This window comes from Mycobacterium sp. SMC-21 (assembly GCF_045310825.1).
Classification (GTDB): domain Bacteria; phylum Actinomycetota; class Actinomycetes; order Mycobacteriales; family Mycobacteriaceae; genus Mycobacterium.
In genome coordinates, this window is record NZ_JBJIAO010000030.1 from 1 (window position 1) to 22,940 (window position 22,940).

At 68.2% G+C, this 22,940-nt stretch carries 22 protein-coding genes and 1 rRNA gene; 4 read left to right on the plus strand and 19 right to left on the minus strand.

What is annotated here, in order from left to right:
* The 3 genes from ACJH6H_RS22450 to ACJH6H_RS22460 form a co-directional block, all read right to left on the minus strand.
* A 16S ribosomal RNA gene (locus ACJH6H_RS22450) occupies nt 1–72 on the minus strand; the annotation flags it as partial.
* A 388-nt stretch (nt 73–460) separates the two neighbouring features.
* Entirely contained in the window at nt 461–1,759 is a 1,299-nt protein-coding gene (tyrS, locus tag ACJH6H_RS22455) for a tyrosine--tRNA ligase (protein ID WP_318987244.1), read from the minus strand.
* A 38-nt stretch (nt 1,760–1,797) separates the two neighbouring features.
* Nucleotides 1,798–2,409: a DNA-3-methyladenine glycosylase gene (locus ACJH6H_RS22460; protein WP_318987245.1), complete on the minus strand. Its 612-nt coding sequence runs from the start codon at nt 2,407–2,409 to the stop codon at nt 1,798–1,800.
* Between the two features lie 69 nt (nt 2,410–2,478).
* Here ACJH6H_RS22460 and ACJH6H_RS22465 point away from each other — a divergent pair, with 69 nt between their 5' ends.
* The 3 genes from ACJH6H_RS22465 to ACJH6H_RS22475 are packed head-to-tail and all read left to right on the plus strand — an operon-like array spanning nt 2,479 to nt 4,615.
* A complete protein-coding gene (locus tag ACJH6H_RS22465) occupies nt 2,479–3,243 on the plus strand; it encodes an ABC transporter ATP-binding protein (RefSeq protein WP_318987246.1) in 765 nt (254 codons plus the stop codon).
* Entirely contained in the window at nt 3,177–3,995 is an 819-nt protein-coding gene (locus ACJH6H_RS22470) for an ABC transporter permease (RefSeq protein WP_244872874.1), read from the plus strand. The genes ACJH6H_RS22465 and ACJH6H_RS22470 overlap by 67 nt, the downstream gene beginning before the upstream one ends.
* Nucleotides 3,992–4,615: a TetR family transcriptional regulator gene (locus ACJH6H_RS22475; RefSeq protein ID WP_212814158.1), complete on the plus strand. Its 624-nt coding sequence runs from the start codon at nt 3,992–3,994 to the stop codon at nt 4,613–4,615. The genes ACJH6H_RS22470 and ACJH6H_RS22475 overlap by 4 nt, the downstream gene beginning before the upstream one ends.
* On the opposite strand, the gene ACJH6H_RS22480 is transcribed toward ACJH6H_RS22475, so the two are convergent.
* From ACJH6H_RS22480 to ACJH6H_RS22490, 3 genes are all read right to left on the minus strand, one after another.
* Nucleotides 4,612–4,818, minus strand: coding sequence for a Trm112 family protein (locus ACJH6H_RS22480; RefSeq protein WP_318987247.1), 207 nt, complete (start codon nt 4,816–4,818; stop codon nt 4,612–4,614). The genes ACJH6H_RS22475 and ACJH6H_RS22480 overlap by 4 nt on opposite strands.
* Nucleotides 4,819–4,824: 6 nt before the next feature.
* Nucleotides 4,825–5,256, minus strand: a complete 432-nt coding sequence (locus ACJH6H_RS22485; protein ID WP_212814154.1) for a hypothetical protein — start codon at nt 5,254–5,256, stop codon at nt 4,825–4,827.
* An 88-nt stretch (nt 5,257–5,344) separates the two neighbouring features.
* The gene (locus ACJH6H_RS22490; protein ID WP_318987248.1) at nt 5,345–8,317 is read right to left on the minus strand and encodes an acyl-CoA synthetase; all 2,973 of its coding nucleotides are present in this window, start codon (nt 8,315–8,317) and stop codon (nt 5,345–5,347) included.
* 131 nt (nt 8,318–8,448) lie between these two features.
* Here ACJH6H_RS22490 and ACJH6H_RS22495 point away from each other — a divergent pair, with 131 nt between their 5' ends.
* The gene (locus ACJH6H_RS22495) at nt 8,449–10,242 is read left to right on the plus strand and encodes an ABC-F family ATP-binding cassette domain-containing protein (RefSeq protein ID WP_318987249.1); all 1,794 of its coding nucleotides are present in this window, start codon (nt 8,449–8,451) and stop codon (nt 10,240–10,242) included.
* Here the strand turns inward: ACJH6H_RS22495 and ACJH6H_RS22500 are convergent.
* The 13 genes from ACJH6H_RS22500 to argC form a co-directional block, all read right to left on the minus strand.
* Entirely contained in the window at nt 10,236–10,601 is a 366-nt protein-coding gene (locus tag ACJH6H_RS22500; RefSeq protein ID WP_318987250.1) for a DsrE family protein, read from the minus strand. The two genes, ACJH6H_RS22495 and ACJH6H_RS22500, sit on opposite strands and share 7 nt — an antisense overlap.
* Complete coding sequence (locus tag ACJH6H_RS22505) at nt 10,598–10,996, minus strand: nuclear transport factor 2 family protein (protein ID WP_318987251.1); 399 nt, start codon at nt 10,994–10,996, stop codon at nt 10,598–10,600. The genes ACJH6H_RS22500 and ACJH6H_RS22505 overlap by 4 nt, the downstream gene beginning before the upstream one ends.
* Before the next feature lie 52 nt (nt 10,997–11,048).
* Nucleotides 11,049–12,608 (minus strand): HD domain-containing phosphohydrolase, encoded by a 1,560-nt coding sequence (locus ACJH6H_RS22510; protein WP_406775849.1) that lies wholly within the window; start codon nt 12,606–12,608, stop codon nt 11,049–11,051.
* A gap of 4 nt (nt 12,609–12,612) precedes the next feature.
* Complete coding sequence (locus ACJH6H_RS22515) at nt 12,613–12,903, minus strand: HNH endonuclease (protein ID WP_318987273.1); 291 nt, start codon at nt 12,901–12,903, stop codon at nt 12,613–12,615.
* A gap of 124 nt (nt 12,904–13,027) precedes the next feature.
* Nucleotides 13,028–14,461 carry a tetratricopeptide repeat protein gene (locus tag ACJH6H_RS22520; RefSeq protein ID WP_406775850.1) on the minus strand — a complete coding sequence of 478 codons (1,434 nt, stop codon included), beginning with the start codon at nt 14,459–14,461 and terminating at the stop codon, nt 13,028–13,030.
* A gap of 6 nt (nt 14,462–14,467) precedes the next feature.
* A complete protein-coding gene (gene argH / locus ACJH6H_RS22525; RefSeq protein WP_212814138.1) occupies nt 14,468–15,886 on the minus strand; it encodes an argininosuccinate lyase in 1,419 nt (472 codons plus the stop codon).
* An 88-nt stretch (nt 15,887–15,974) separates the two neighbouring features.
* Nucleotides 15,975–17,174, minus strand: coding sequence for an argininosuccinate synthase (locus ACJH6H_RS22530; RefSeq protein ID WP_053856149.1), 1,200 nt, complete (start codon nt 17,172–17,174; stop codon nt 15,975–15,977).
* Nucleotides 17,175–17,200: 26 nt separating this feature from the next.
* Nucleotides 17,201–17,674: an arginine repressor gene (locus ACJH6H_RS22535; protein WP_212814136.1), complete on the minus strand. Its 474-nt coding sequence runs from the start codon at nt 17,672–17,674 to the stop codon at nt 17,201–17,203.
* On the minus strand, nt 17,671–18,600 hold the full coding sequence (gene argF / locus ACJH6H_RS22540; RefSeq protein ID WP_406775851.1) for an ornithine carbamoyltransferase: 930 nt from the start codon (nt 18,598–18,600) through the stop codon (nt 17,671–17,673). The genes ACJH6H_RS22535 and argF overlap by 4 nt, the downstream gene beginning before the upstream one ends.
* Nucleotides 18,597–19,784: an acetylornithine transaminase gene (locus ACJH6H_RS22545; RefSeq protein ID WP_406775852.1), complete on the minus strand. Its 1,188-nt coding sequence runs from the start codon at nt 19,782–19,784 to the stop codon at nt 18,597–18,599. The genes argF and ACJH6H_RS22545 overlap by 4 nt, the downstream gene beginning before the upstream one ends.
* Nucleotides 19,781–20,665 carry an acetylglutamate kinase gene (gene argB / locus ACJH6H_RS22550; RefSeq protein ID WP_020103334.1) on the minus strand — a complete coding sequence of 295 codons (885 nt, stop codon included), beginning with the start codon at nt 20,663–20,665 and terminating at the stop codon, nt 19,781–19,783. The genes ACJH6H_RS22545 and argB overlap by 4 nt, the downstream gene beginning before the upstream one ends.
* Nucleotides 20,662–21,867 (minus strand): bifunctional glutamate N-acetyltransferase/amino-acid acetyltransferase ArgJ, encoded by a 1,206-nt coding sequence (argJ, locus tag ACJH6H_RS22555; protein ID WP_406775853.1) that lies wholly within the window; start codon nt 21,865–21,867, stop codon nt 20,662–20,664. Before argJ ends, argB begins: the two co-directional genes overlap by 4 nt.
* Nucleotides 21,864–22,898, minus strand: coding sequence for an N-acetyl-gamma-glutamyl-phosphate reductase (gene argC / locus ACJH6H_RS22560; RefSeq protein WP_212814126.1), 1,035 nt, complete (start codon nt 22,896–22,898; stop codon nt 21,864–21,866). Before argC ends, argJ begins: the two co-directional genes overlap by 4 nt.
* Between the last annotated feature and the right edge of the window lie 42 nt (nt 22,899–22,940).

The window sequence follows — 22,940 nt, forward strand, 5'->3', positions numbered from 1 at the left end:
TTTCCGTTCGACTTGCATGTGTTAAGCACGCCGCCAGCGTTCGTCCTGAGCCAGGATCAAACTCTCCAAACAAAAACCTCGGGACAAACCCGACAGAATCCAGTTCAGAACAATCTGACCTAAACAAAAGACACCAAAAACTGGCATCAAAAAAACAACCACACCCCACAAACGGGAAAACACGAGGCATGGTCAAAAACAACAAACAAAAACCACCAAACACACTATTGAGTTCTCAAACAACACGCCCGGCCTGACCGCGCAACAAACCCGCGGCTAAAAGCCGCGGTCCGTAGTGCGGGCAGTGAGGAACTCCCAACTTAATGGGTGTTACTCTCGGATTTGGTCTTCGCTCTCCGGCGCTTGTCCGTGTCGCTCTGACCTGGAATAAGTTACGGCAGGGCTAACAGCGAGTCAAATCGCCAGGTCAGCGGAGCGTTTCCCCTGGTCAGAGGGGCCGTCATCCTTGGCCGGACCCGCCAACCCGCCGTACCCCGGCGATGTGGCGCTTGCCACGCCGCAACACCAGCCAGCGTTCACCGAGAAAGTCCGTCGGCTGTGGTACCCACTCGTCGCTTTCGACGCGCGCGTTGTTCACGTAGACGCCGCCTTCTGCCACCGTCCGGCGCGCTTCCCCACGACTCTTGGACAGCCCCGTCGCAACCAACAGGTCGGTGATCCCATCGGGACCACCTGGCGTCAGCTCGGCGACCTGGCCATTGCTGGCCTCGGTCAGCGCTGCCGAGAGCGTCGACTCGTCGAGATCCGCGAGCTCGGCGCGTCCGAACAGCGCCTGACTGGCCAGTTCGACGGCGTCGGTCGCCGCCTGGCCGTGCACCAACGTGGTCAATTCCCGGGCCAGCCGGCGTTGCGCCGCGCGCTCGTGGGGCCGCTCCGCGGTGGCGGTCGCGAGTTCACCGAGCTCATCGGCGGACAGGAAGGTGAACCAGCGCAGGTAGCCCACGACATCGGCGTCGGCCGCGTTCACGAAGTACTGGTACCAGGCATAGGGGCTGGTCAGCTCGGGGTCGAGCCACAGATTGCCGCCGCCGGTCGACTTGCCGAACTTCTTGCCGTCGGCCGAGGTGACCAGCGGAACCGTCAGCGCATGCGCGGTCGCACCCAGTTTCTGGCGCACCAGCCGGACGCCCGCGATGATGTTCCCCCACTGGTCAGAACCACCGACCTGCAGGCTGCAGCCGTGCTTCTTGTACAGCTCCACGAAGTCATTGGCCTGCAGGAGCATGTAGCTGAACTCGGTGTACGAGATCCCGTCGCCTTCGAGGCGCCGCTTGATGGTGTCGCGATCGAGCATGACGTTGACCGAGAAGTGTTTGCCCAGGTCACGAAGGAATTCGATGGCCGACATCGGCCCGGTCCAGGACAGGTTGTTCTCGACGATCGCACCATTGCCCGAATCGTTGAACTCGACGAACCGCTCGAGCTGGCCGCGGATACGTTCGGCCCAGTCCGCCACGGTGTCGGCGGTGTTCATCGTCCGCTCACCGTTGTCGCGGGGATCGCCGATCATGCCGGTGGCACCACCGGCCAGCACGATCGGCCGGTGTCCGGCCTGCTGGAATCGCCGCAGCGTGAGCAGCGGAACCAGGTGTCCCGCGTGCAGGCTGGGTGCGGTCGGGTCGAAGCCGGCATAGAGAGTGAGCGGTCCATCGGTGGTCGCGGCGGCGAGCGCTTCGCGGTCGGTCGATTGCGCGATCAGGCCGCGCCAGTCCAGTTCATCGAGAATGCCAGTACTCACGACGTCGATCTTCCCCTATCGCAGGTCACCGACCGTCATCAGTCGCTCTCCCCCGGTGCGGGCGCCCGGGGACTGCGCCGGTAGTTCGACACCTCGGGGGTACCCGGCAACCAGAATCGCCAGGCCCGGTCGGCGGCCTGACTAACCCCCACGCGCGGCCCGGCGCTGCCCTCCTGTGGCGGGTTGAGTTCGATCCGGACCGGCGATTGCCGATCAAACAGGTCAATACCGATGTCCGCCAACGTGATTCCGAGCGCCTCGCACAGGTTGCCCGGGCCCCGGGCGTATGCGAGGGGCATGATGCCGGCGCGCCGCCGGCCCGCGGCGACACCACAACCGTCGACCACGCGGGCCGCACGGAGCAACACGGCACCCGCCACCCCGTCGGTGCAACACACGACGTTGGCGCACACATGGATTCCGTGACTGCGGTACGTGTACAAGTACCCGGCCGGCCCGAACATCACCGCACTCCGGGGCGTCGGCCCGCGGTACGAGTGCGCAGCCGCATCCGGCCAGGGCCCCGACGGCGGGCCGCCATAGGCCTCGACTTCCACCACGGTGGCGACCACGTCCCGGCCGTACAACGTGGCACCGAGCAGCCGCCGAGCCGCGGTGACCGGATCGACGGCGAGTGACTCGGCGCTCATGGCCTGCCATTCTGCCCCGTCCGGCGCCGGCCATTGACATGCCCACGCCACGAGCGGATTATTCACCATATGATGAGTTCATCGAATGGTGAATTACTCGATCAGCGCTCTGACGTGGCGATTCGGATCGAGAACCTGACCGTCGTCCGCGGTAATCGGCGCGCGATCGACGACGTATCCCTGCAGGTTCGGCGCGGCAGCATCACGGGATTGCTCGGTCCGTCCGGCTGCGGCAAGACCACCCTGATGCGTGCCATCGTCGGCACCCAGATCATCACGAGCGGCACGGTCACGGTCCTCGGGAAGCCGGGCGGATCGGCAGATCTGCGTCGGCGCGTGGGATATGTGACCCAGGAGCCGACGGTGTACAACGATCTGCGCGTCATCGACAACGTGCGGTATTTCGCGGCGCTGACAGGCTCGAGCAAGACCGCGGCCGACGAGGCGATCGCTGCCGTCGGCCTGCAAGATCATCGAACGGCGTTGTGCGGCAACATGTCCGGCGGGCAGCGGACGCGCGCCTCACTGGCCTGCGCATTGGTGTCCAAACCTGACCTGCTGGTGCTCGACGAACCGACGGTCGGCCTGGACCCGGTCCTGCGGGTCGACCTCTGGGACCAGTTCGACCGACTGGCCCGCGGCGGCACCACCCTGCTGGTGTCCAGCCACGTGATGGACGAGGCCGATCACTGCGGCGAACTGCTGCTGATGCGCGACGGCCGCTTGCTCGCTCACACCACGCCCACCCAACTACGAGAGGACACCGGATGTTCATCGCTGGAGGAAGCGTTCCTGACCATCATCCGGCGCAGCACCGCGGCCAGAGCCGGTTGACGCTGCAGCCCTACCTGGCCACGACGGCCCGCATCCTGCGTCAGCTCGCCGCCGATCATCGCAGCATGGCGATGATCCTGGTGGTGCCGAGCGCCGTCATCACCTTGATGTACTTCATGTTCGACGATCTGCCGCACCGTCCTGGCACGCTGTCGCCGTTCAACAACGCCTGTCTGATCCTGCTCGGCGTCTTCCCGCTGATCGTGATGTTCCTGATCACCTCGATAACCATGCAGCGCGAAAGGGTTTCGGGCACATTGGAACGGATCCTCACCACTCCCCTGCGCCGGCTGGATCTGCTGGCCGCCTACGGATCGGCATTCTCGGTGGCCGCCGCCGCCCAGGCGACGCTGGCCTGCCTGGTGTCGTTCTGGTTCCTCGGGTTCGACACCGCGGGCAGCCCCGCCCTGGTCTTCCTGATCGCGATCATCAACGCGGTGCTGGGCGTCGGTCTGGGTCTGCTGTGCAGTGCCTTCGCACGCACCGAGTTCCAGGCCGTGCAGTTCATGCCGGTGGTGATCGTCCCGCAGTTGCTGTTGTGCGGCATCATCGTTCCCCGCGAAATGCTGCCCGACTGGTTACGGTGGATCAGTGACGCACTGCCCGCGACCTACGCGCTCGAGGCCCTCCAACAGGTGGCCGACCACGCCGACATCACCAGCACCACGATGCGCGACATCGTCATCGTGATCGCGTTCGCAGTCGTCACCATGTGCCTGGCCGCCGCGACCCTGCGCCGCCGGACCCCATGACCGCGACACAGCCGCGGCCGCGCCGCAAGCCGCCAGGCCGGCCCAGCGGAACGTCGGACACCAAGGAGACGATCCTGGCGTGTGCGCGGGACCTGTTCGCCCGCAACGGTTTCAACAACACATCGGTGCGGGCGATCGCGTCCGCCGCCGGTGTCGACGCGGCGCTGGTGCATCACTATTTCGGAACGAAGCAGCAGCTCTTCGCCGCGGCGGTGCACATTCCCATCGACCCGCAGATGGTGCTCGGTCCGTTGCGGGACACCCCTGTCGACGAACTCGGCCGCACCTTGCCGTCGCTGTTGTTCCCGATCTGGGACTCCGAGCTCGGCGTCGGGTTCATCGCGGCGCTGCGCTCGATGCTCGCGGGCGACGATGTCAACCTGATCCGCATCTTCCTGGAAGACGTCATCACCGCCGAAGTCGGTGCGCGCGTTGACAATCCACCCGGCACGGGACGAATCCGCGTGCAGTTCGTCGCTTCCCAGTTGATCGGCGTCGTGATGGCCCGCTACATCCTGCAGCTGGAACCGTTCAGATCGCTTCCGGTGCACCAGATCGCGGAGACGATCGCGCCGAACCTGCAGCGCTACCTCACCGGCGAGCTGCCGGCGCTGGACTAACGCTGGGCGGCGGCGAGCAGTCGCTGGTGCTCGGCGTCGTCAGTGACGTCAACTGCCTCGTCGATGAGCAGCACCGGTACCCCGCCGTCGATGCGGTACGCCCTGCGCAACCGCGGGTTGTACAGGCATTCGTCTCCGACCAGCAGCAACTCACCGCGGTCCTGCGGGCACACCAAAATCGCGCGCAATGCCTCGTCGATCACCGCGCGTCAGCCACCCAACGGAATCTGCGAGCCACCGGTACCCGGCACCAGGCCGGGCGGCAGGCCACCCGGGCCACCGATGACGATGGGGTTCTGCGGCTTCGCGCCGGCGGCGCGGGCCTGATTGCGCTTCTGGAACTTCACCGTGTCCTGCAGCGCGTGGATCAGCGGCACCTGGTTGGGACGCTGGTCGAGCGCCGCCTCGATATCGGCGAGGTTGCCCCGCGACGGCCCGAAGCCCTGGGCACGCAGCTTGAGCGACGTGTGCAGCAGCTTCGCGAGGTCGCCGCCACTGGCGCCGATGTCGTACTCGGCGTCGAGGTCGTCGAGGATGTCGGCGTGTGCCGCGGCAGGAGTGAGCAGCATCCCGGCAGCCACGGCTCCCGCCAGAATCGCGCCGGCAACACCACGCCGCCCGCGGCTGGTGTGTGACGTCATGCGTTCTCCATTCGATATCTGCGCCCGACGGCGTGAACCCCGACTGACAAACTGCAGCCTAACAGCGACGACCGGTACCGGCAGGCTGTCACGACAGACTGCTCGCTCCGGTCAGCTCGGCATGGGCAGCCTCGGTGAACGGCACAAACGCGTCGCTGTCGACGTCGAACTGCCACGAGTTGTCCGTCGATTCCGGCACGCCGGCGGCACGCAACTCGGCGAGCACCGGCCGGTACGAGGCGTTCAGCTTCAGCTCCGGCACCACATGGATGAGGTCCGGCTCCACCCCGACCGGCAGATCGGCCAACGCCTCACGGAGTTCGGCCGGCAGGACACTGCCACCCGGACGCAGGCTCAAGGCCGTCACCGCCAGCTCCCGATCACCGACCGGCACCCGGTAGGTGACGGCGATGTCGACGGCGTCGAGGCGGCCCAGCGCATTGCCGACCTCCTTGCCGAACACGGCGCCGCGCGGGGTGCGGATGACCGAACGGCGGTTGTCGACCATCCAGTAGTCGCCGTCGTCGTCCCGGCGGAACAGGAACTCGGTGGACACCCAGGTGTCCCCCGGCGCGAAGACACCGCGCTTGACGGCGGCAGTCGGGTCGACGGGTCCACGCGGCTTGGCCAGCAGGACGCCCACCTCGTTGGGTTCGGCGCGCACCACGAAACCGTCGTCGCCCTCGAGGATCAGGTCGTCGTCGACGTCGTAGGCGGCCAACGCGATCTGACCGCCACCCGGCAGTGGCCGGCCCTCGCTGCCGATCTTGGCGCCAGACACGTTGGCCAGCACGGCCTGACCGTCGGTGGTGGTGAAGAACTCCAGGACGTGTGCGGGCTGGAACGCCTCTTCCACGCGGCGCCACAACCCGGCCGGCATACCCGAGCCGATGAACAGGCGCACGGGGTGCGTTCCGTTGATCACGAACGACGGGTCATCGATGACGTCGCGCAGCATCGCCCAGGTGTAGGACACCACGGTGACGCCGTACTGCCGCAGTTCGTGCACGAAGCGCTCGGGCCGCAGACCCCGGGACAGCGCGATGCGCGCACCGCCGACGACCGCGCCGCCGAGCGAGACCAGCAGGCCCGACTGGTGGTGCAGCGGGGTGAGGCAGTAGACGGTGTCGCCGCGGCCCAGGTTCGCTGCCGATGCGGTGCCGAATGCCGAGAGCGCCCAGCGGAAGTTGGTGATCTGCCGGGCCACCAGCTCGCCGCCGACGTTGGCGAACGCGACGTAGGCGAGGTCCTGCGCGTAACCCGGGTTGGGCCGGTACCAGCCGGGCAGCTCGACGACGTCGGGGTCGATCTGCTCCATGTCGATGACGTCGGCGTCGTCGGACACGTGCAGGTCACGGTTCTCGCCGCCGCCGAGCACCAGGACGCGGGTCCGCAGCTGTCGCGCGGCATCCAGGTTGGCCGGGTCGGAGATGATGTCGGTGACGCCGCCGAGGCGGGCCGCGACGGCCAGGTCGGCGTCGGGCGGCATCAGCACGGCCACTGCGCCGAGGCGCGACAGCGCCGCGATGGCGACGAGCGCGCTGGGGCGGGTCTCCATCAGCACGCCGACCCGAACGCCTTGTCGGACACCGACTTCGATCAGACCGCGCACGACGTTGTTGATGCGGCGGTCCACGGCCTCATAGGTGTGCACGCGGCCGTCGAACAGCAGGAACTCACCGTCCGGCGCGCCTTGGGCCTGCTCGCAGATGATGCGGCCCAACGAGATTCGCGTGTGGTCGTTGATCTGGCCGAGACGGGCCAGCCGCGGCAGGGTCCGGACGGTCTCGATGGCCAGCGCGCGCGTCGACTTGCCGGCCGTCACCACGGCGTCGGCCGCGGTGTTGGCCAGGCTGAATGCCATCTCCGTCGCGGCGGCGGCCCCGTGGGCCACGCGGATGGCCAACGGCACCGACTCGCGCGGCAGCTCGGACTGCAACGGCATCGGGACCACGTCGGCCGGCATCGGTCCGCCGGCGTCGAGCCACTTGACCCACGACGCGACCGTCGGCCAGCTCTGGCTGGCGGCCTTGGAACCCACGACGAGACCGAAATGCCCGACACGGATGAGGTATTCGTAGACGTCGGCCTCCGGTGCGGCGCGCTTGATGCCGCGCACCGCGGCGGGCTGACCGATGTCGTCGACCTCGCCGACCACGGCGAGGACCGGGCAGGTGATGTCGGACAGCGTCACCAGATTGCCGTGGATGGCGAACCCGCCGGTCATCATGCGGTTGTGCGCGATGAACTGCTTGAGCAGCTCTGCGATGGCCGGGCCGGACCAGGCGATCCAGCCCTCGCTGGCCAGGAACCGGCGCTGCTGCTCGCGCGGCAACAGCGCTTCACGATCATGCAGCTGGCGCAGGAAGTCGAGGCGCGACTGCGCGGTCTTGATCGGGTCCAGCATCTGGAAACCGTTGCGCGCCAACCACCCCGGGATGTTCAGTCGGCTGAAGACATGGTCGGCCATGAAGTCGGCGACGCCGGATGCCAGGTTGGCCGGCATGTTCATCGGCAGTGCGGCCAGGGTGTCCACGGGAGACCCGAACGCGATGATGCTGGCCAGATCACGGGACTGCCGGTACGCGGCGGTCTGGTAGGCGAACATGCCGCCCTGCGAATAGCCGGCCAGATGGACGTCTTTGCCCGTGGTCGCCTTGACGGTGTCGATGGCCGCGCTGAGCCCCACCACGTGGTCGGCGAGGTTGCGGTCCATGCCACCCTCGACCTGATCCGGCGAGCCGAAGTCGATGACCCACGGGTCCAGGCCCGCGGCGTGCAGGATGCCGACCGCGCCGTCGTCGCGCGTCACGTCCCACATGTCGGCGGACATCATCATCGGATGCACCATCAGTACCGGCGAGCCGGCCGGCGCCGCACCCGGACGGGCGTCGGGCGGGAAGTAGCGCCGCAGGCGGTACATCGGCACGCTCTCGACGATCTGGAACGGCGACGGCACGGCGCCGGTCTCCAGCCCGCCGTAGCGCAGCACTTCCAGGCCGTTTTGCGCGGTAGCTACCAACCGCTCCACCGGCCCGGTGATCACCGAAAAATCCACCACCGGGTACTCCCTTTTGGTCAAATAAGTACAAATCCCCCTGATTACGACGCCATCATGGCACAACGCGCTGGTTACCTCGTGGTTACGGCGTGGCAGGGGCACCCGCGACCGACGCCTAGAATCTGCGCCTGATGGCGCATCTATTGGGGGCCGAAGCCCTGCATCTGGAATTTCCGACCCGTGTGGTTTTCGATTCGCTGACGGTCGGGATCGAGGAGGGCGACCGAATCGGCATCGTCGGCCGTAACGGCGACGGCAAATCCAGTTTGCTGGCAATGCTGGGCGGCCGGCTCAAGCCCGACTCCGGGCGGGTGACGGTACGCGGCGGCGTCCGGATCGGGATGCTCGACCAGGCCGACACCCTCGACCACACCGACACCGTCGGGCACGCCGTCGTCGGCGACGTTCCCGAGCACGAGTGGGCGGGTGATCCCCGCGGCCGCGACGTCATCGCCGGGTTGCTCGGCGACCTCGACTGGAATGCGGTGATCGGCACGCTGTCGGGCGGACAGCGCCGCCGCGTGGCCCTGGCCCGTCTGCTCGCCGGCGACCACGACGTCCTGATCCTCGACGAGCCGACCAACCACCTCGACGTCGAGGCGATCACGTGGCTGGCGGCGCATCTGAAGAAGCGGTGGGCCGCCAACGCCGGCGGCCTGCTCGTCGTCACCCACGACCGGTGGTTCCTCGACGAGGTCTGCACGGCGACGTGGGAGGTGCACGACCGCATCGTCGAGCCGTTCGAGGGCGGCTACGCGGCGTACATCCTGCAGCGCGTCGAACGGGACCGGCAGGCGGCCGCCAGTGAGGCACGGCGGCAGAACCTGGCCCGCAAGGAGCTCGCGTGGCTGCGCCGCGGTGCACCCGCGCGGACGTCGAAGCCGAAGTTCCGCATCGACGCCGCCAACGCGCTGATCGCCGACGTGCCCGAGATCCGCGACAAGGTGGCGCTGCAGTCGCTGGCGGTGACCCGGCTGGGCAAGCAGGTCGTCGACATCCTGGACGCGTCGGTGACCTACGGCGACCGGCAGGTGCTGCAGGACGTCGAGTGGCGGATCGCCCCCGGCGAGCGCACGGGCATCCTCGGCGTCAACGGCGCCGGCAAGTCGACGCTGCTCGGATTGATCGACGGCTCGGTCGAGCCGACCGAGGGCCGGGTCAAGCACGGCAAGACGGTGCAGATCGCCACGCTGACCCAGGGTGTGGACAAGCTGGCCGAGCATCTCGACGAACCCGTACGTGTGGTGCTCAGTCGGCTGGCCACGACGTACACCTTCGGATCCGGTTCCAAGGCACAGGAACTCAGCCCGAGTCAGCTGCTGGAGCGCCTCGGCTTCGCCAGCGCGCAGCTGTCCACGCCGGTGCAGGATCTGTCCGGTGGGCAGCAGCGCCGGCTGCAGCTGCTCCTGATCCTGCTCGAACAGCCCAACGTGCTGATCCTCGACGAGCCGACCAACGACCTGGACACCGACATGCTGGCGGCCATGGAGGACCTGCTGGACTCGTGGCCCGGCACGCTGATCGTCGTCAGCCACGACCGGTACTTCCTCGAGCGCGTCACCGATCAGCAGTTCGGCATCCTCGGTGGCCGGTTGCGGCACCTGCCCGGCGGGGTCGACGAGTACCTGCGCCTGCGAGCGACGCACGCGGCCCAAACCGGTACCGCCGCAGCCAAACCGGCCGCGGCGGCGCCTGAGGGGCTGTCCGGTGCCGAGCTGCGCGCGGCGCAGAAGGAACTGTCCGCCATCGAACGGCGGCTGGAGAAGCTCGCCGGCCAGATCGACACCGCACACCAGCGTCTGGCCGAGCACGACCAGGGCGACTACGAAGGGCTGCAACGTCTTACCGGCTCGCTGCGCGAGCTCGAAGGCGAAGTGACCGAGCTGGAGGAACGCTGGATGGAACTCTCCGAGGAAGTTCAGTAGCTGAACGTGGTGGCCGGCTCGTCGCCGATCCACTGCCACAGCGGGACGGTGCCGCCGAGGTCGGCGTTGGTCAGAATATTCTCTGCGTCAAGGGCTTTGGCGTTGAAGCAGATCGGGCAGATGAGGAACCTGCCGCCGGCGGCTTCGTAACGGGCCATGAGATCCGGCAGCGGCGGGCAGCCGTCGCAGGCGACGCCGAGCGCGAATCCGGGCTGGCCCAGCCGCACGGCTTCCTTCGCCAGGAACATCATGGTCGGGTGTCCCTGTTCGGCCGCGCCGACCGCCATCAGCAGGGCGATGGTGACCTTCTCGGCGTCCTCGAGACCGGTGGTGAGGCTGATCGCCACTTTCGAGCTCATGAGCGGTTCTCCTTCGATTCGGACTGAAATCCTGAGCACAGCAAGTCGATTGAATGGATGCGGTCATCGGCGGCGGCGAACATGCGTTGCTCGACGATCTTGACGGCGGTCGGGTCTCCGGGCGGCGACGTAAGGACCCGCCAGCTCAGCGCGATGCGGTCGCCGACGCGGCCGACGGAAGCGTCGACCAGTTCGAAGGTTCCGGCACCGAACCAGTGCCGGAAGCGGCCGACGGTGTCGCCGGCCCCGGTCACGTCGACGAGGCCGGGCGGAATCAGGGCGCGGAAATGTACGTCGGGATCAAGGCATTCGGCCAGCGCGGTGAAATCCTGGCCGGCGAAGGCCTCCAGGAAGGCGCCCGCCACCGCCCATCCTGTGCCGGTGTCGTTGTTCATGTATCGGTTCTACGGCCCGCCGACACCCGGGCACATCGGGTGAATACCCGATCTATTCGGCCGCGCTGACCAGCCCGTGGCGCATGGCGAACATCGCGGCGGCGCCGCGGGTCGACACCCCGATCTTGGTGTAGATGTGTTCGACATGGGTGCCGACGGTGCGTGGGGTGATCGAAAGATGTTGGGCGATCTGCCGATTGGACGAACCACGGACCAGTAGCTCGAGGACTTCGAGTTCGCGGCCGGTCAGGCCGGCGACGAGTGGGGTACGGCGGCCGGGCCGGCAGCCCGCGGCGGTCAGCACCGCTCCGACCGCGGCGCCGTCGAGCCGCCCTGCGGTGACCTCCGCGCGCAGGGCCTCGGCGCGGTCGGCGAGTGCCAACGCGGTCCGGTGCGGGCGATCCTCGCCGAGTGCCTGGTAGACCGCCGCGGCAGCCAGCAGCCGGGCCGGCGCCGGGATCGCCGTGCCGGTGAGCCCGCGTGGGTACCCGCTGCCGTCCATGCGTTCGTGGCCGGCCGCGGCGACCGCGCCGATCTCGCACAGCCGCGGCTGCCGGCACAGCACCCGTTCGGTGAGATACGGGACGGTGCGAACGCGCTCGCGTTCGGCAATGGTCAAGGGACCCGGCTTGTTCCAGATGCCCGTCGAGACACCGATGGCCCCGATCCGGTGTACCAACGCCGCGCGCTCGGCGAGAGCGACGTCGTCGGTACTGAGTCCGGCAACTGTGGCCGCTGCCGTGGCGAGTTCGGCGACGCGGCGTGAATAGCCCAGGAACCAAGGCGATTTCAGGTCGGCGTAGTCGGCGAAGACCCGCAGCACCGCGGTCAATTCGGCGTCGGGGATGGTGCAATCGAGCGACGCACAGCCCCCGATCACCGAGCCCCAGGCGTCGACGGTGTCGAGTCCCCCGAAAATCTCGTCGGACCGGGCACAGCACACGTCCACCAGCTCGGGGTCGAACTCGGTCCCCTGGCGGCTGCGCAGCATCGCCAGCGCGCCGTCGACGCCGCCGCTGCGGTGGTGCACCTCGGCGTCGTCGGCGATGTGCACGACGCGCATCACCGGCTGGATCTGCGTACCCTGGGCCCGGCCCGGCACACCCTTGCCGTCCCAGCGCTCGAAGGCGTCGAGCAGTGCGTCGCGCACCTCGGGCGGCAGGTCCAAGCGGTCCGCGATGTCGCTGGCCGTCTGACAGTGGCTGACAAACAGTTTCGGCATATCGGCGACGCCCTGGGCCAGGAACCGGCCGACCATGGTGATGCGCTGCAACGCCGGCTGCCCTTGCGCGAGGTGTCCCAGCAGAAAGCGGGCCATGCCGGGTCCGGCCTTGTCCACCTGGTAGCTGTCGGCCCGCATCTGCAGGTCGTCACCGAACCAGTGCGCCAGCTCGTGCGAGTCGGCAACACATCCCATCCAGGCCAGTAGCGACACGTAGAAGGCAGCGGCCTGATGCTCGGGCGCCATGCCCGCGGCGGCGGCCAGGCGCGTCGCGAGGACCGTCTGGCGCAAAACATGCTCCTGCGGCTGTCCCAGACCGAGATCGGTGGCCAGCGAGAGCGAGGCGATGAGCTCCGCCAGGCGCACTTCGGGCGTCTGGGTACCGGCCATCGGCTCAGTATTGCGCCAGTTCCCTGGCGATGGTGGCCTTCCGGAGCAGAAACCCGCCCTCGTCCAACTTCTTTCGGCGCAACCAGCCGGTGACTTCGGCATTGCACTTGCTGGCGTTGCACGACCGGCACGCCGGCACCACATTGTCGAGCGTGTACCGCCCGCCGCGGGAGATGGGCTGCACGCAATCCTTCTGCAGGTCGGCGTCGTCGGCGCCGCAGTAGGCGCAGCCGCCCCAGATCTCTTGCAGGACAGCCCACTGCTGCGTCGTCAGGTCATGCTCGACCTTCGCCATCCGACGTTTGCGTCGTCTGGCGTAGACCGCGGCGCGGCTGCGAGCTGGCACCGCCCGAGCCTACGGCCGCCGACGGCCTCAGCCCTGCAGGCGGGCCCGCAGACGGCCGGCGGTGTCGGCTGCTTCAGCGGCTGGGCGCCGGCACCGTGAAGGTCGGTATGGGTGGCAATGGGCTGAACGTCGGCACCTGAATGTTGCCGGGTGACAACGGCCCCGGCTGATACGTGAAATCGACACTCGCTGCCCGGTGACCACACAACAGCACGAGCCACGCACAACCGGCGAGGAACAGCGCCGCCATGACATACCCCGACCATCGCAGACCCCGGCCGGCCAGGGCCACGACGTACTCCACACAGCGGACCCCGAACACGATCGGCAGCACCATCAGTGCAAACCACAGCGCGCCGGGCTGCGCCGCCAATCGGTAGCACGCCCATCCCAGGCCGACCGGCAGTCCCAAGCCGAGCAGCCACACCAACCAGTAGCCCGATTGCTCGGTCAGATGGTCGCCCAAGCTCACGTCGCGGTCGCTGCGAAGGCGCCCGATGGTCACCATGACGTGAGCGAGACCGGCCAGCAGGCACGCGACGATCAGTGCCTGATACCCGAGGCGTACACCATTTGGGCTCCATCCAACGATGATCAGCACAGGTGCGACCGTGGCGATGAATGCGGCCAATGCGGCCAACCCGATGCCGGCCAACGCAATCGGACCGCGCCACAGCCGCCGGGCCAGGTAACCGCGCGGAAGCTGCTTGCGCACTCGAGAGAAGGTGCGAATCCAGTGCACCAGCAGCGGCGCCATCAACACCGGGGCCAGATGACGCAACACCGACGGCGGCACCCACGCGGAGAAGAGGACCACCGCCAACGTGTAGATCCAGACGCCGCCGGCAAGCCGAGCGATGGTGCCCCACACGGTCTGCGCGAGAGTGTGCCGTGCTGCGCCGTGGGTGGGTTCGTCGACGAGAACCGCGGACAGACCCGCCACGCGCCCTCCGGCGAAAGGCCGAGCCGCGGCGGCCTCGGTCTGTAGATCAGCACTTGATGGATCGAGGCTCAATCCGGTGGCGATGAATTGCGCAGCGCGGTCGTCGCCACACCGGCGGGCCACGCGTGCTGCGGCCAAAAACAGCTCAGCGTCATGGGATTCGAGTTCCAACGCCCGATCCAGGGCCGTCCTCGCGGCACGTCGATCCGGCACCTCCGCCAGGCAGGTTGCGAGGAGCATGTGCGCGTCGGCGTCATGGGGATTCGCTTCTACAGCCTTACGGGCATATCGGACCGCGTCTGCGGTGCGGCTCGCCGAAAGGCTGACGCGCGCCAGCACCTGCAACGCCAACAGCGACGTGCCGTCTTGCGCTATCGCCGCATCTGCGGCGGCGCGCGCACGGTCCAGATCTCCGACGTTGTAGACCGCGACGGCGAATGCTTCGAGCAGCTGTCCCCCGTGCGGGTGCTCGGCAAGGGCGGACGACAGCAGGTCCGCGGCGGCTTGCCACTGGCCGACGTCGCCGAGCAGTTGGGCTCGCAGCACCACCGCCTCGACGTCCACCGGCGCCTACCCCAGCTGTGACCGCAGTTGCGCCGCCCGATCCCGCACGATGGTGAGCTGCTCGGCAACCCTCGCCGGCGACGTGCCGCCGCGGGCATCACGCGACTTGACCGAACCGGCGATGGTCAGGACGTCGCGCACTTCCTCGGTGAGTCCCGGGTGGATACCGGCCAGCTCGTCGGCGGCGAGTTCTTCCAGCCCGACTCCCCTGGCCTCTGCGGCCTTGACCGCCGCACCTGCTGCCTCGTGCGCGACGCGGAACGGAATACCTTGGCGCACCATCCATTCCGCGATGTCGGTGGCAAGGGTGTAGCCGAGCGGCGCCAGCGCGGCCATCCGGTCGGTGTCGAAGGTCAGGGTGCCGACCAGGCCGGCCATCGCGGGCAGCAGCAGCTCGAGCTGAGCGACGGAGTCGAAGACCGGCTCCTTGTCCTCCTGCAGATCCCGGTTGTAGGCCAGCGGCTGCGCCTTGAGCGTCGCCAGTAGACCGGCCAGGTTGCCGATGAGGCGGCCGGACTTGCCACGGGCCAGTTCGGCGATGTCGGGGTTCTTCTTCTGCGGCATGATCGAGCTGCCGGTCGACCAGGAGTCGTGCAGCTTGACGTAGCCGAATTCCGTTGTGCTCCAGAGGATGATGTCCTCGGACAGGCGGGACAGATCCACGGCGATCATGGCGAACACGAAAGCCGCCTCGGCGGCGAAGTCGCGCGAAGAAGTGGCGTCGATCGAATTGTCCGCAGCCGCATTGAATCCCAGATCCGCCGCGATGGCGTCGGGGCTAAGGCCGAGCGAGCTACCGGCGAGCGCACCGGAACCGTAGGGCGACACCGCCGCCCGCTTGTCCAGATCGAGCAGCCGGTCGGCGTCGCGCAGCAGTGGGTGCGCGTGCGCGAGAAGGTGGTGGGCCAACAGCACGGGCTGCGCCGATTGCAGATGCGTCTTGCCGGGCATGATCGCCGTGGGGTGCGCCTCGGCCTGGCCGGCCAGCGCGGCCGCCACGTCGAGCACGCCGTTGCCGACGGTCTTGATGGCGTCGCGCAGCCACATGCGGAACAGCGTCGCCACCTGGTCGTTGCGGGACCGGCCGGCGCGCAGCCGGCCACCGAGGTCCTCACCGACGCGGTCGATCAGGCCGCGCTCCAGCGCGCCGTGCACGTCCTCGTCCGTCGGCAGCGGCCCGAAGGAACCGTCTGCGACGTCGTTCCCGAGGCTGTCCAGCCCGGCCAGCAGCCCGTCGCGCTGCTCGTCGGTGAGCAACCCGGCGTTGTGCAGCACGCGGGCGTGCGCCTTGGACGCGGTGACGTCATATGGCGCCAGCGCCCAGTCGAAGTGCGTCGACTTGCTCAGTGCGGCAAGCGCATCAGACGGGCCGGAGGCGAACCGGCCACCCCACAGCGAACCCTCGTTGGTCCCACCGGTGCTCATTAACGTGCCCCTCGTCGAGTGCGAGCGGCCGCTTTTGTACAGCTGAACACGGTGTGTCGATGTACAAACACGGCCGCTCGCGGGAGATTTACAAACCCAGATCGCGCTTGGCGGAGATCTTGGAACTCAGGCCGTGCAGCTGGACGAAGCCCTTGGCGGCGCTCTGGTCGAAGCTGTCGCCCTCGTCGTACGTGGCGAGGTTGAAGTCGTAGAGCGACTCACCCGAGCGACGGCCGTTGACGGTGATGTGACCGCCGTGCAGGACCAGGCGGATGTCGCCGGAGACGTGCTGCTGGGTGTGCTCGACGAACGCCTCCAGCGAGGCCTTCAGCGGGCTGTACCAGAGACCGTCGTAGGTCAGCTCGCCCCACTTGCGGTCGACGCCGCGCTTGTAGCGGCCCAGCTCGCGCTCCAGGGTGACGTGCTCGAGCTCGGTGTGTGCGGTGATCAGCACCATGGCGCCCGGGGCCTCGTAGATCTCGCGGGACTTGATGCCGACGAGGCGGTCCTCGACGACGTCGAGGCGGCCGACACCCTGCGCACCGGCGCGGGAGTTCAGCTCCTGGATGATCTGCAGCACGCTCAGCGGGCGGCCGTCGATCGCGACGGGGCGGCCCTTGTCGAAGCTGATGATCAGCTCGTCGGGGGTGTTGAAGTGGACCGTCGGGTCCTCGGTGTAGTCGTAGACGTCCTTGGTCGGGGCGTTCCACAGGTCCTCGAGGAAACCGGTCTCGACGGCGCGGCCCCACACGTTCTGGTCGATGGAGAACGGCGACTTCTTGGTGACGTTGATCGGGATGTCGTTCTCCTGCGCGAAGGCGATGGCCTTCTCGCGGGTCCAGGCGTAGTCGCGGACCGGGGCGATGACCTCCAGCTCGGGCGCCAGGGTGTTGAAGCCGACCTCGAAGCGGACCTGGTCATTGCCCTTGCCGGTGCAGCCGTGCGCGACGACAGTGCCGCCGTGGCTGCGGGCGGCCTCGACGAGATGCTTGACGATCAGCGGCCGCGAGATGGCCGACACCAGCGGGTACCGGTCCATGTACAGCGCGTTGGCCTTGATGGTCGGCAGGCAGTACTCGTCGGCGAACTCGTCACGCGCGTCGACCACGACGGCCTCGACGGCGCCGCAGTCGATGGCACGCTGACGCACCACCTCCATGTCCTCGCCGCCCTGGCCCAGGTCGATGGCCACGGCAACGACCTCTTTGCCGGTCTCCTTGCCGATCCAGCTGATCGCGACCGAAGTGTCCAGACCGCCGGAATACGCCAGGATGACGCGCTCGGACATGTGTCAATCTCCTTGTTCTCGTACTGCTACAGGTTCTCGAAGGTGGCGGCGAGCTCGGCGCCGCTCATCGGTTCGCGGGCGACAACCAAAAGGGTGTCATCACCGGCGATCGTGCCCACAACATAAGGCAGAGCCGCCCGATCTATTGCACTGGCCAGGTACTGCGCGGCCCCAGGTGGCGTACGTAACACCGCCAGGTTGGCGCTGGCGTCCGTGGACACGAGCAGCTCGCCGAGCAGACGGGACAGCCGCTCGGTGCCGCCCGAGACGCCTTTGACGGGGCTGCCGTCCTCGGGGACGACGTAGACGCCGGTGCCGCCGTCGGCGCCGCGCAGCTTGACCGCACCGAGTTCCTCCAGGTCCCGCGACAGCGTGGCCTGGGTGACGTCGATGCCTTCCGCGGCGAGCAGGGCCGCGAGTTCGGTCTGACTGCGCACCGGGTTCGACGACAGCAGCGCCACGATGCGCGACTGCCGTCCGGCCCGGGTCGATGCTGTCATCGCGCGTTGCGCTCCAGCAGCCAGACCAGCATCGCCTTCTGCGCGTGCAGACGGTTCTCGGCCTCGTCGAACACCGCGCTCTGCGGGCCGTCGATCACCTCGTCGGTGATCTCGTCGCCACGGTGCGCCGGCAGGCAGTGCAGCACGACGGCGTCGGCTGCCGCCCGGCCGAGCAGCGCGGTGTTGATCTGGAACGGACGGAACGGCCGCACGCGGTCCAGGCCGTCGTTCTCCTGGCCCATCGAGGTCCAGGTGTCGGTGACGAGGACGTCGGCGCCGTCGGCGGCGGCCTGCGGGTCGGTGGTGACGGTGACGGTCGCGCCAGTCTCCGCCGCGCGCTTCTTGGCGGCCTCGACGAACTGCGGGTCGGGTTCGAAGCCCTTCGGCGCGGCGATGGTCACGTTGAGGCCGGCCGTGACGCCGCCGACCATCAGCGAGTGCGCCATGTTGTTGGCGCCGTCGCCGAGGTAGCTCATGTTGAGCCCGGCGAGCTTGCCCTTGCGCTCGGCGATGGTCTGCAGATCGGCCAGCACCTGGCAGGGGTGGAACTCGTCGGACAGCGCGTTGACGATGGGGACGGTCGCGCCCGACGCCATGGCCGTCAGGCGTTCCTGCGCGAACGTGCGCCAGACGATGCCGTCGACGTAGCGCGACAGCACGGCGCCGGTGTCCTCGAGGGTCTCCTCGCGGCCCAGCTGCGTGCTGCGACCGTCGACGACGACCGCATGCCCGCCGAGCTGGGCGATGCCCATCTCGAACGAGAAGCGGGTGCGGGTGGAGTTCTTCTCGAAGATGACGGCGATGCCCCGCGGGCCCTCGAGCGGACGACGGCTGAACGGCGCCTTCTTGAGTTCGGCGGCCAGCGCGAGGACCTCGGCCTGCTCTTCAGGCGTCAGATCGTCGTCACGGAGAAAATGGCGGATCACTGGGACTCCCCTGCTGCGGTGTCGAGAACGGTGGGTAGGGCGGTCAGGAACGCGTCGATCTGCGCGTCGGTGATGACCAGCGGCGGCGCGAGCCGCACGACGTCCGCGGCCGCGGCGTTGACGAGGAAACCCGCGTCGCGCGCGGCGTTTTCGACGGCCTTGGCCTGCGGCGCGGTCAGGACGACGCCGAGCAGCAGCCCGCGGCCACGGACGTGGTCGACCAGCGGGTGGTTCAGCTCCTCGATGCCATGTGCCAGCGTCTTTCCGGCGGCGTCGGCGCGGTGCACGAGGTCGTCATCGGCGAGGGTCTTGACGACCGCCAGGCCCGCGGCGGTGCACACCGGGTTGCCGCCGAAAGTGCTGCCGTGCATGCCCGGCTGCAGCAGTTCGGCAGCATCACCGATGGCGATGCAGGCACCGATGGGCAGCCCGCCGCCGAGGCCCTTGGCCAGCGTGATGACGTCGGGGGTGATGCCGTCGTGCTGATGCGCGTAGAACGCGCCCGTGCGGCCGATGCCGGTCTGCACCTCGTCGAGCACCAGCAGCGCACCGTGTTTCGCGGTGAGCTCTCGTGCCTTGACGAGGTAGCCGGCCGGCGGGGTGACGACGCCGCCCTCGCCCATGATCGGTTCGAGGAACACCGCCGCGGTCTCGTCGGTCACGGCCGCTTCGAGCGCGTCGGCGTCGCCGTAGGGGACGTGGGTGACGTCGCCGGGCAACGGCAGGAACGGCTCCTGCTTGCCGGGCTGGCCGGTCAGGGCCAGCGAGCCCATGGTGCGGCCGTGGAACGCCCCTTGGGCCGCAACGATTTTGGTGCGGCCGGTGAGCCGGCCGATCTTGAACGCGGCTTCGTTGGCTTCGGCGCCGGAGTTGCAGAAGAAGACTCGCGCCGGCGCGTCGAGCTGGGCCACCAAGGCTTCGGCCAGCGCGATACCCGGTTCGGTGGCATACAGATTCGAGGTGTGGCCCAGCGTGTTCAGCTGAGTGGTGACGGCCTCGATCACCGCCGGATGACGATGTCCCAGCACGTTCACCGCGATGCCGGCCAGGAAGTCGACGTAGTTCTTGCCGTCGGCGTCGGTGACCACGGCGCCGTCGCCGCTGACCAGCGCGACGGGCGGCGTGCCGTAGTTGTTGGTCATCACCGCTTGCCAACGGGCTTGCATTGCTTCGGTTCCCTTCATGCGGGTGACACGACCTTGGTTCCGGTGCCCTCGTCGGTGAACAGCTCGACGAGGACACAGTGTTCGACCCGGCCGTCGATGACGTGCGCGCTCGGGACACCGTTCTCCACGGCCCGCAGGCAGGCCTCGATCTTGGGCACCATGCCGGATTCGAGCTTCGGCAACAGTTGTGCCAATGCGGCCGTATCGATTTCGGTGACCAGCGAGTTGCGGTCCGGCCAGTCGGTGTACAGGCCCTCGACGTCGGTGAGCATCAACAACTTCTCGGCGCCGAGCGCCTCGGCGACCGCGGCCGCGGCGGTGTCGGCGTTGATGTTGTGCACCACACCGTCGGCGTCGGGAGCGATGGTGGACACCACCGGAATCCGGCCCGCGTCGATGAGATCCAGGATGGCTTCGGCGTTGACGTGTTCGACGTCGCCGACCAGACCGATGTCGGTGGGCACACCGTCGACCGTCACGCTGCGCCGCACCGCGGTGAACAACTGCGCGTCCTCACCGGTGATGCCGACCGCGTACGGGCCGTGGGCGTTGATCAGCCCGACGAGCTCGCGGCCGACCTGCCCGAACAGCACCATCCGCGCGACGTCGAGGACCTCGGGCGTGGTGACGCGGAAGCCGCCCTTGAAATCACCTTCGATGCCAAGGCGTTTGAGCATCGCGCTGATCTGCGGACCACCGCCGTGCACGACCACGGGCTGGATGCCGCAGTTGCGCAGGAACGCCATGTCGGCGGCGAAAGCCGCCTTGAGGGTGTCGTCGGTCATGGCGTTGCCGCCATACTTGACCACGACGATCTTGCCGTGCAGCTGCTTGAGCCACGGCAGCGCCTCGGCGAGGACCGCCGCCTTCACCGCGGTCGAAAGCCCGGCCGTGCTCATGAGCTGTACGCCGAGTTCTCTTCGACGTACGCGTGCGACAGGTCGGTGGTCCGGATGGTGGCCTCGTGTTCGCCGATCTGCAGATCGACGACGACCTCGATGTCGGCGCCCGACAGGTCGACGTCCCGGGCTCCCGGCGCGCCGGCACCGTCGATGCACACCGCAGAACCGTTGAACGACACGCTGATCCGGTCGGCCACGAGTTCGATGGGCGCGATGCCGATGGCGGCCAGGACCCGGCCCCAGTTGGGGTCGGACCCGAACAGCGCGGTCTTCACGAGGCTGTCGCGCGCCAGGGCCCGGGCGCCCACGAGGGCGTCGTCCTCACTGGCCGCGCCCTTGACGGTGATCGCGATGCGCTTGGTGACACCTTCGGCGTCGGCCTGCAGTTGCGCGCACAGGTCGTCGCAGACGGCCAGGACGGCCTCGTCCAATTCGCTTTGGCTGGGCCGGATTTCGCTGGCGCCGGAGCTCAGCAGCAGGACGGTGTCGTTGGTGGAGCAGCTGCCGTCGATGTCGAGCCGGTCGAACGTCTTGCCGGCGGCGTTCTTCAGCGCCAGCTTGAGGGCCTCGGCGTCCGCGACGGCGTCGGTGGTGATGACCACCAGCATGGTCGCGAGTGACGGCGCCATCATGCCGGCGCCCTTGGCCATGGCGCCGACGGTCCACTTGCCCGGATGGTGCAGCGCAACCTGTTTCGGCACCGTGTCGGTGGTCATGATGGCCCGCGCGGCCTCGTCACCGCCGGAGAGGCCACCGGCCATCTCGTGCACGATCTCGGTGACACCGGCGAGCACCTTGTCCATCGGCAGCCGGTCACCGATCAGGCCCGTCGAGCACACCGCGACCTCGATGGCCCCGGTCTCGGTGCCCCAGTCGCTCAGCGCGGCGGCGACGGCCTCGGCGGTCTGGTGGGTGTCCTGGAATCCGCCCGGACCGGTACATGCGTTGGCGCCACCGGAATTCAGGATCACGGTCCGCAGCCGGCCGGATTTGAGTACCTGCTCGCTCCACTGCACGGGAGCGGCCCGCACCTTGTTGCGGGTGAACACGCCCGCGGCCGACAGATCGGGTCCCTCGTTGAACACCAGCGCCAGGTCCGGTTTCCCGGACGCCTTGATACCGGCGGCGATTCCGGCGGCCCGGAAGCCTTCCGGCGCGGTGACGCCCTGGTTGCGATGCAGGGACGGGGTGTCGGTCACGGTGCTACTCCCACGGTGGATAGTCCTTCGGTTTCCGGCCAGCCGAGCGCGATGTTCATGGACTGTACTGCCGCGCCGCCGGTGCCCTTGGTCAGGTTGTCGATGACGCACAGCGCCACCAGGGTCTTGGCATCCTCGTCGACCGCGACCGCGATCTGCGCGGCGTTGCTGCCCACCACCGAACCCGTCTTGGGCAGTTGACCTTCCGGCAACAGGTGGATGAACGGCTCACTGGCGTAGGCCTTTTCGTACGCCGCCCGGATTTCCTCGACAGATGCGGTGGTGCGTGCGGTGCAGGTCGCCAGGATGCCGCGCGACGTCGGGATCAGCACCGGGGTGAACGACACCGTCACGTCCTTGTCGGTGACGGCCCGCAGGCCCTGGGCGATCTCCGGGGTGTGCCGGTGCGCACCGCCGACGTTGTAGGCACGGGCCGAGCCGATGACCTCGGCGGCCGACAGGTCGACCTTGCCCGACTTGCCCGCGCCCGAGGTACCGCTCACCGCGACAACGGTGACGTTGGGCTCGACGAGCCCAGCGGCGACGGCGGGGACGAGCGCCAGCAGCGCCGACGTCGGGTAGCAGCCCGGTACCGCGACGCGTTTGGTGCCCAGGAGCTTGTCGCGGCCGCCGGGCAGCTCGGGCAGACCGTAGGGCCAGCTGCCGGCGTGCTCGGAGCCGTAGAACTTCTCCCACGCGGCGGCGTCGGTGAGCCGGAAGTCGGCGCCACAGTCGACGATCAGGGTGTCGGGGCCGAGTTGCTGTGCGAGCGCGGCCGAATGACCGTGCGGCAGGCCCAGGAACACGACGTCGTGCCCGGCGAGGACGTCGACCTCGGTGGGCTGCAGCACCTGCTGCGCGATCGGCAGCAGGTGCGGGTGGTGGTCACCGACCGTGGTGCCGGCATTGCCCGCGGCGGTCAGCGCGCCGATGGTGAGGCGACCATCGGCATAGGCCGGATGGCCCAGCAGAAGCCGCAGAATCTCGCCGCCGGCATACCCACTGGCGCCGGCCACCGCCACAGAAGTCATACGAGCGATTCTGCATGTTTATGCATCAACTTGCAAACCAAT

Excerpts from the sequence above, each read along its gene's own strand:
- ACJH6H_RS22485 (WP_212814154.1), bottom strand. The coding sequence starts at position 5,256 with ATGACGTCACACACCAGCCGCGGGCGGCGTGGTGTTGCCGGCGCGATT.
- ACJH6H_RS22510 (WP_406775849.1), bottom strand. The coding sequence starts at position 12,608 with ATGGCCGGTACCCAGACGCCCGAAGTGCGCCTGGCGGAGCTCATCGCC.
- argC (WP_212814126.1), bottom strand. The coding sequence starts at position 22,898 with ATGACTTCTGTGGCGGTGGCCGGCGCCAGTGGGTATGCCGGCGGCGAG.
- ACJH6H_RS22460 (WP_318987245.1), bottom strand. The coding sequence starts at position 2,409 with ATGAGCGCCGAGTCACTCGCCGTCGATCCGGTCACCGCGGCTCGGCGG.
- ACJH6H_RS22465 (WP_318987246.1), top strand. The coding sequence starts at position 2,479 with ATGATGAGTTCATCGAATGGTGAATTACTCGATCAGCGCTCTGACGTG.
- ACJH6H_RS22500 (WP_318987250.1), bottom strand. The coding sequence starts at position 10,601 with ATGAGCTCGAAAGTGGCGATCAGCCTCACCACCGGTCTCGAGGACGCC.
- ACJH6H_RS22530 (WP_053856149.1), bottom strand. The coding sequence starts at position 17,174 with ATGTCCGAGCGCGTCATCCTGGCGTATTCCGGCGGTCTGGACACTTCG.
- ACJH6H_RS22495 (WP_318987249.1), top strand. The coding sequence starts at position 8,449 with ATGGCGCATCTATTGGGGGCCGAAGCCCTGCATCTGGAATTTCCGACC.
- argB (WP_020103334.1), bottom strand. The coding sequence starts at position 20,665 with ATGAGCACGGCCGGGCTTTCGACCGCGGTGAAGGCGGCGGTCCTCGCC.
- ACJH6H_RS22505 (WP_318987251.1), bottom strand. The coding sequence starts at position 10,996 with ATGAACAACGACACCGGCACAGGATGGGCGGTGGCGGGCGCCTTCCTG.
- argH (WP_212814138.1), bottom strand. The coding sequence starts at position 15,886 with ATGAGCACCGGTGGGACCAACGAGGGTTCGCTGTGGGGTGGCCGGTTC.
- ACJH6H_RS22515 (WP_318987273.1), bottom strand. The coding sequence starts at position 12,903 with ATGGCGAAGGTCGAGCATGACCTGACGACGCAGCAGTGGGCTGTCCTG.
- ACJH6H_RS22470 (WP_244872874.1), top strand. The coding sequence starts at position 3,177 with ATGTTCATCGCTGGAGGAAGCGTTCCTGACCATCATCCGGCGCAGCAC.
- ACJH6H_RS22475 (WP_212814158.1), top strand. The coding sequence starts at position 3,992 with ATGACCGCGACACAGCCGCGGCCGCGCCGCAAGCCGCCAGGCCGGCCC.
- ACJH6H_RS22535 (WP_212814136.1), bottom strand. The coding sequence starts at position 17,674 with ATGACAGCATCGACCCGGGCCGGACGGCAGTCGCGCATCGTGGCGCTG.
- ACJH6H_RS22545 (WP_406775852.1), bottom strand. The coding sequence starts at position 19,784 with ATGAAGGGAACCGAAGCAATGCAAGCCCGTTGGCAAGCGGTGATGACC.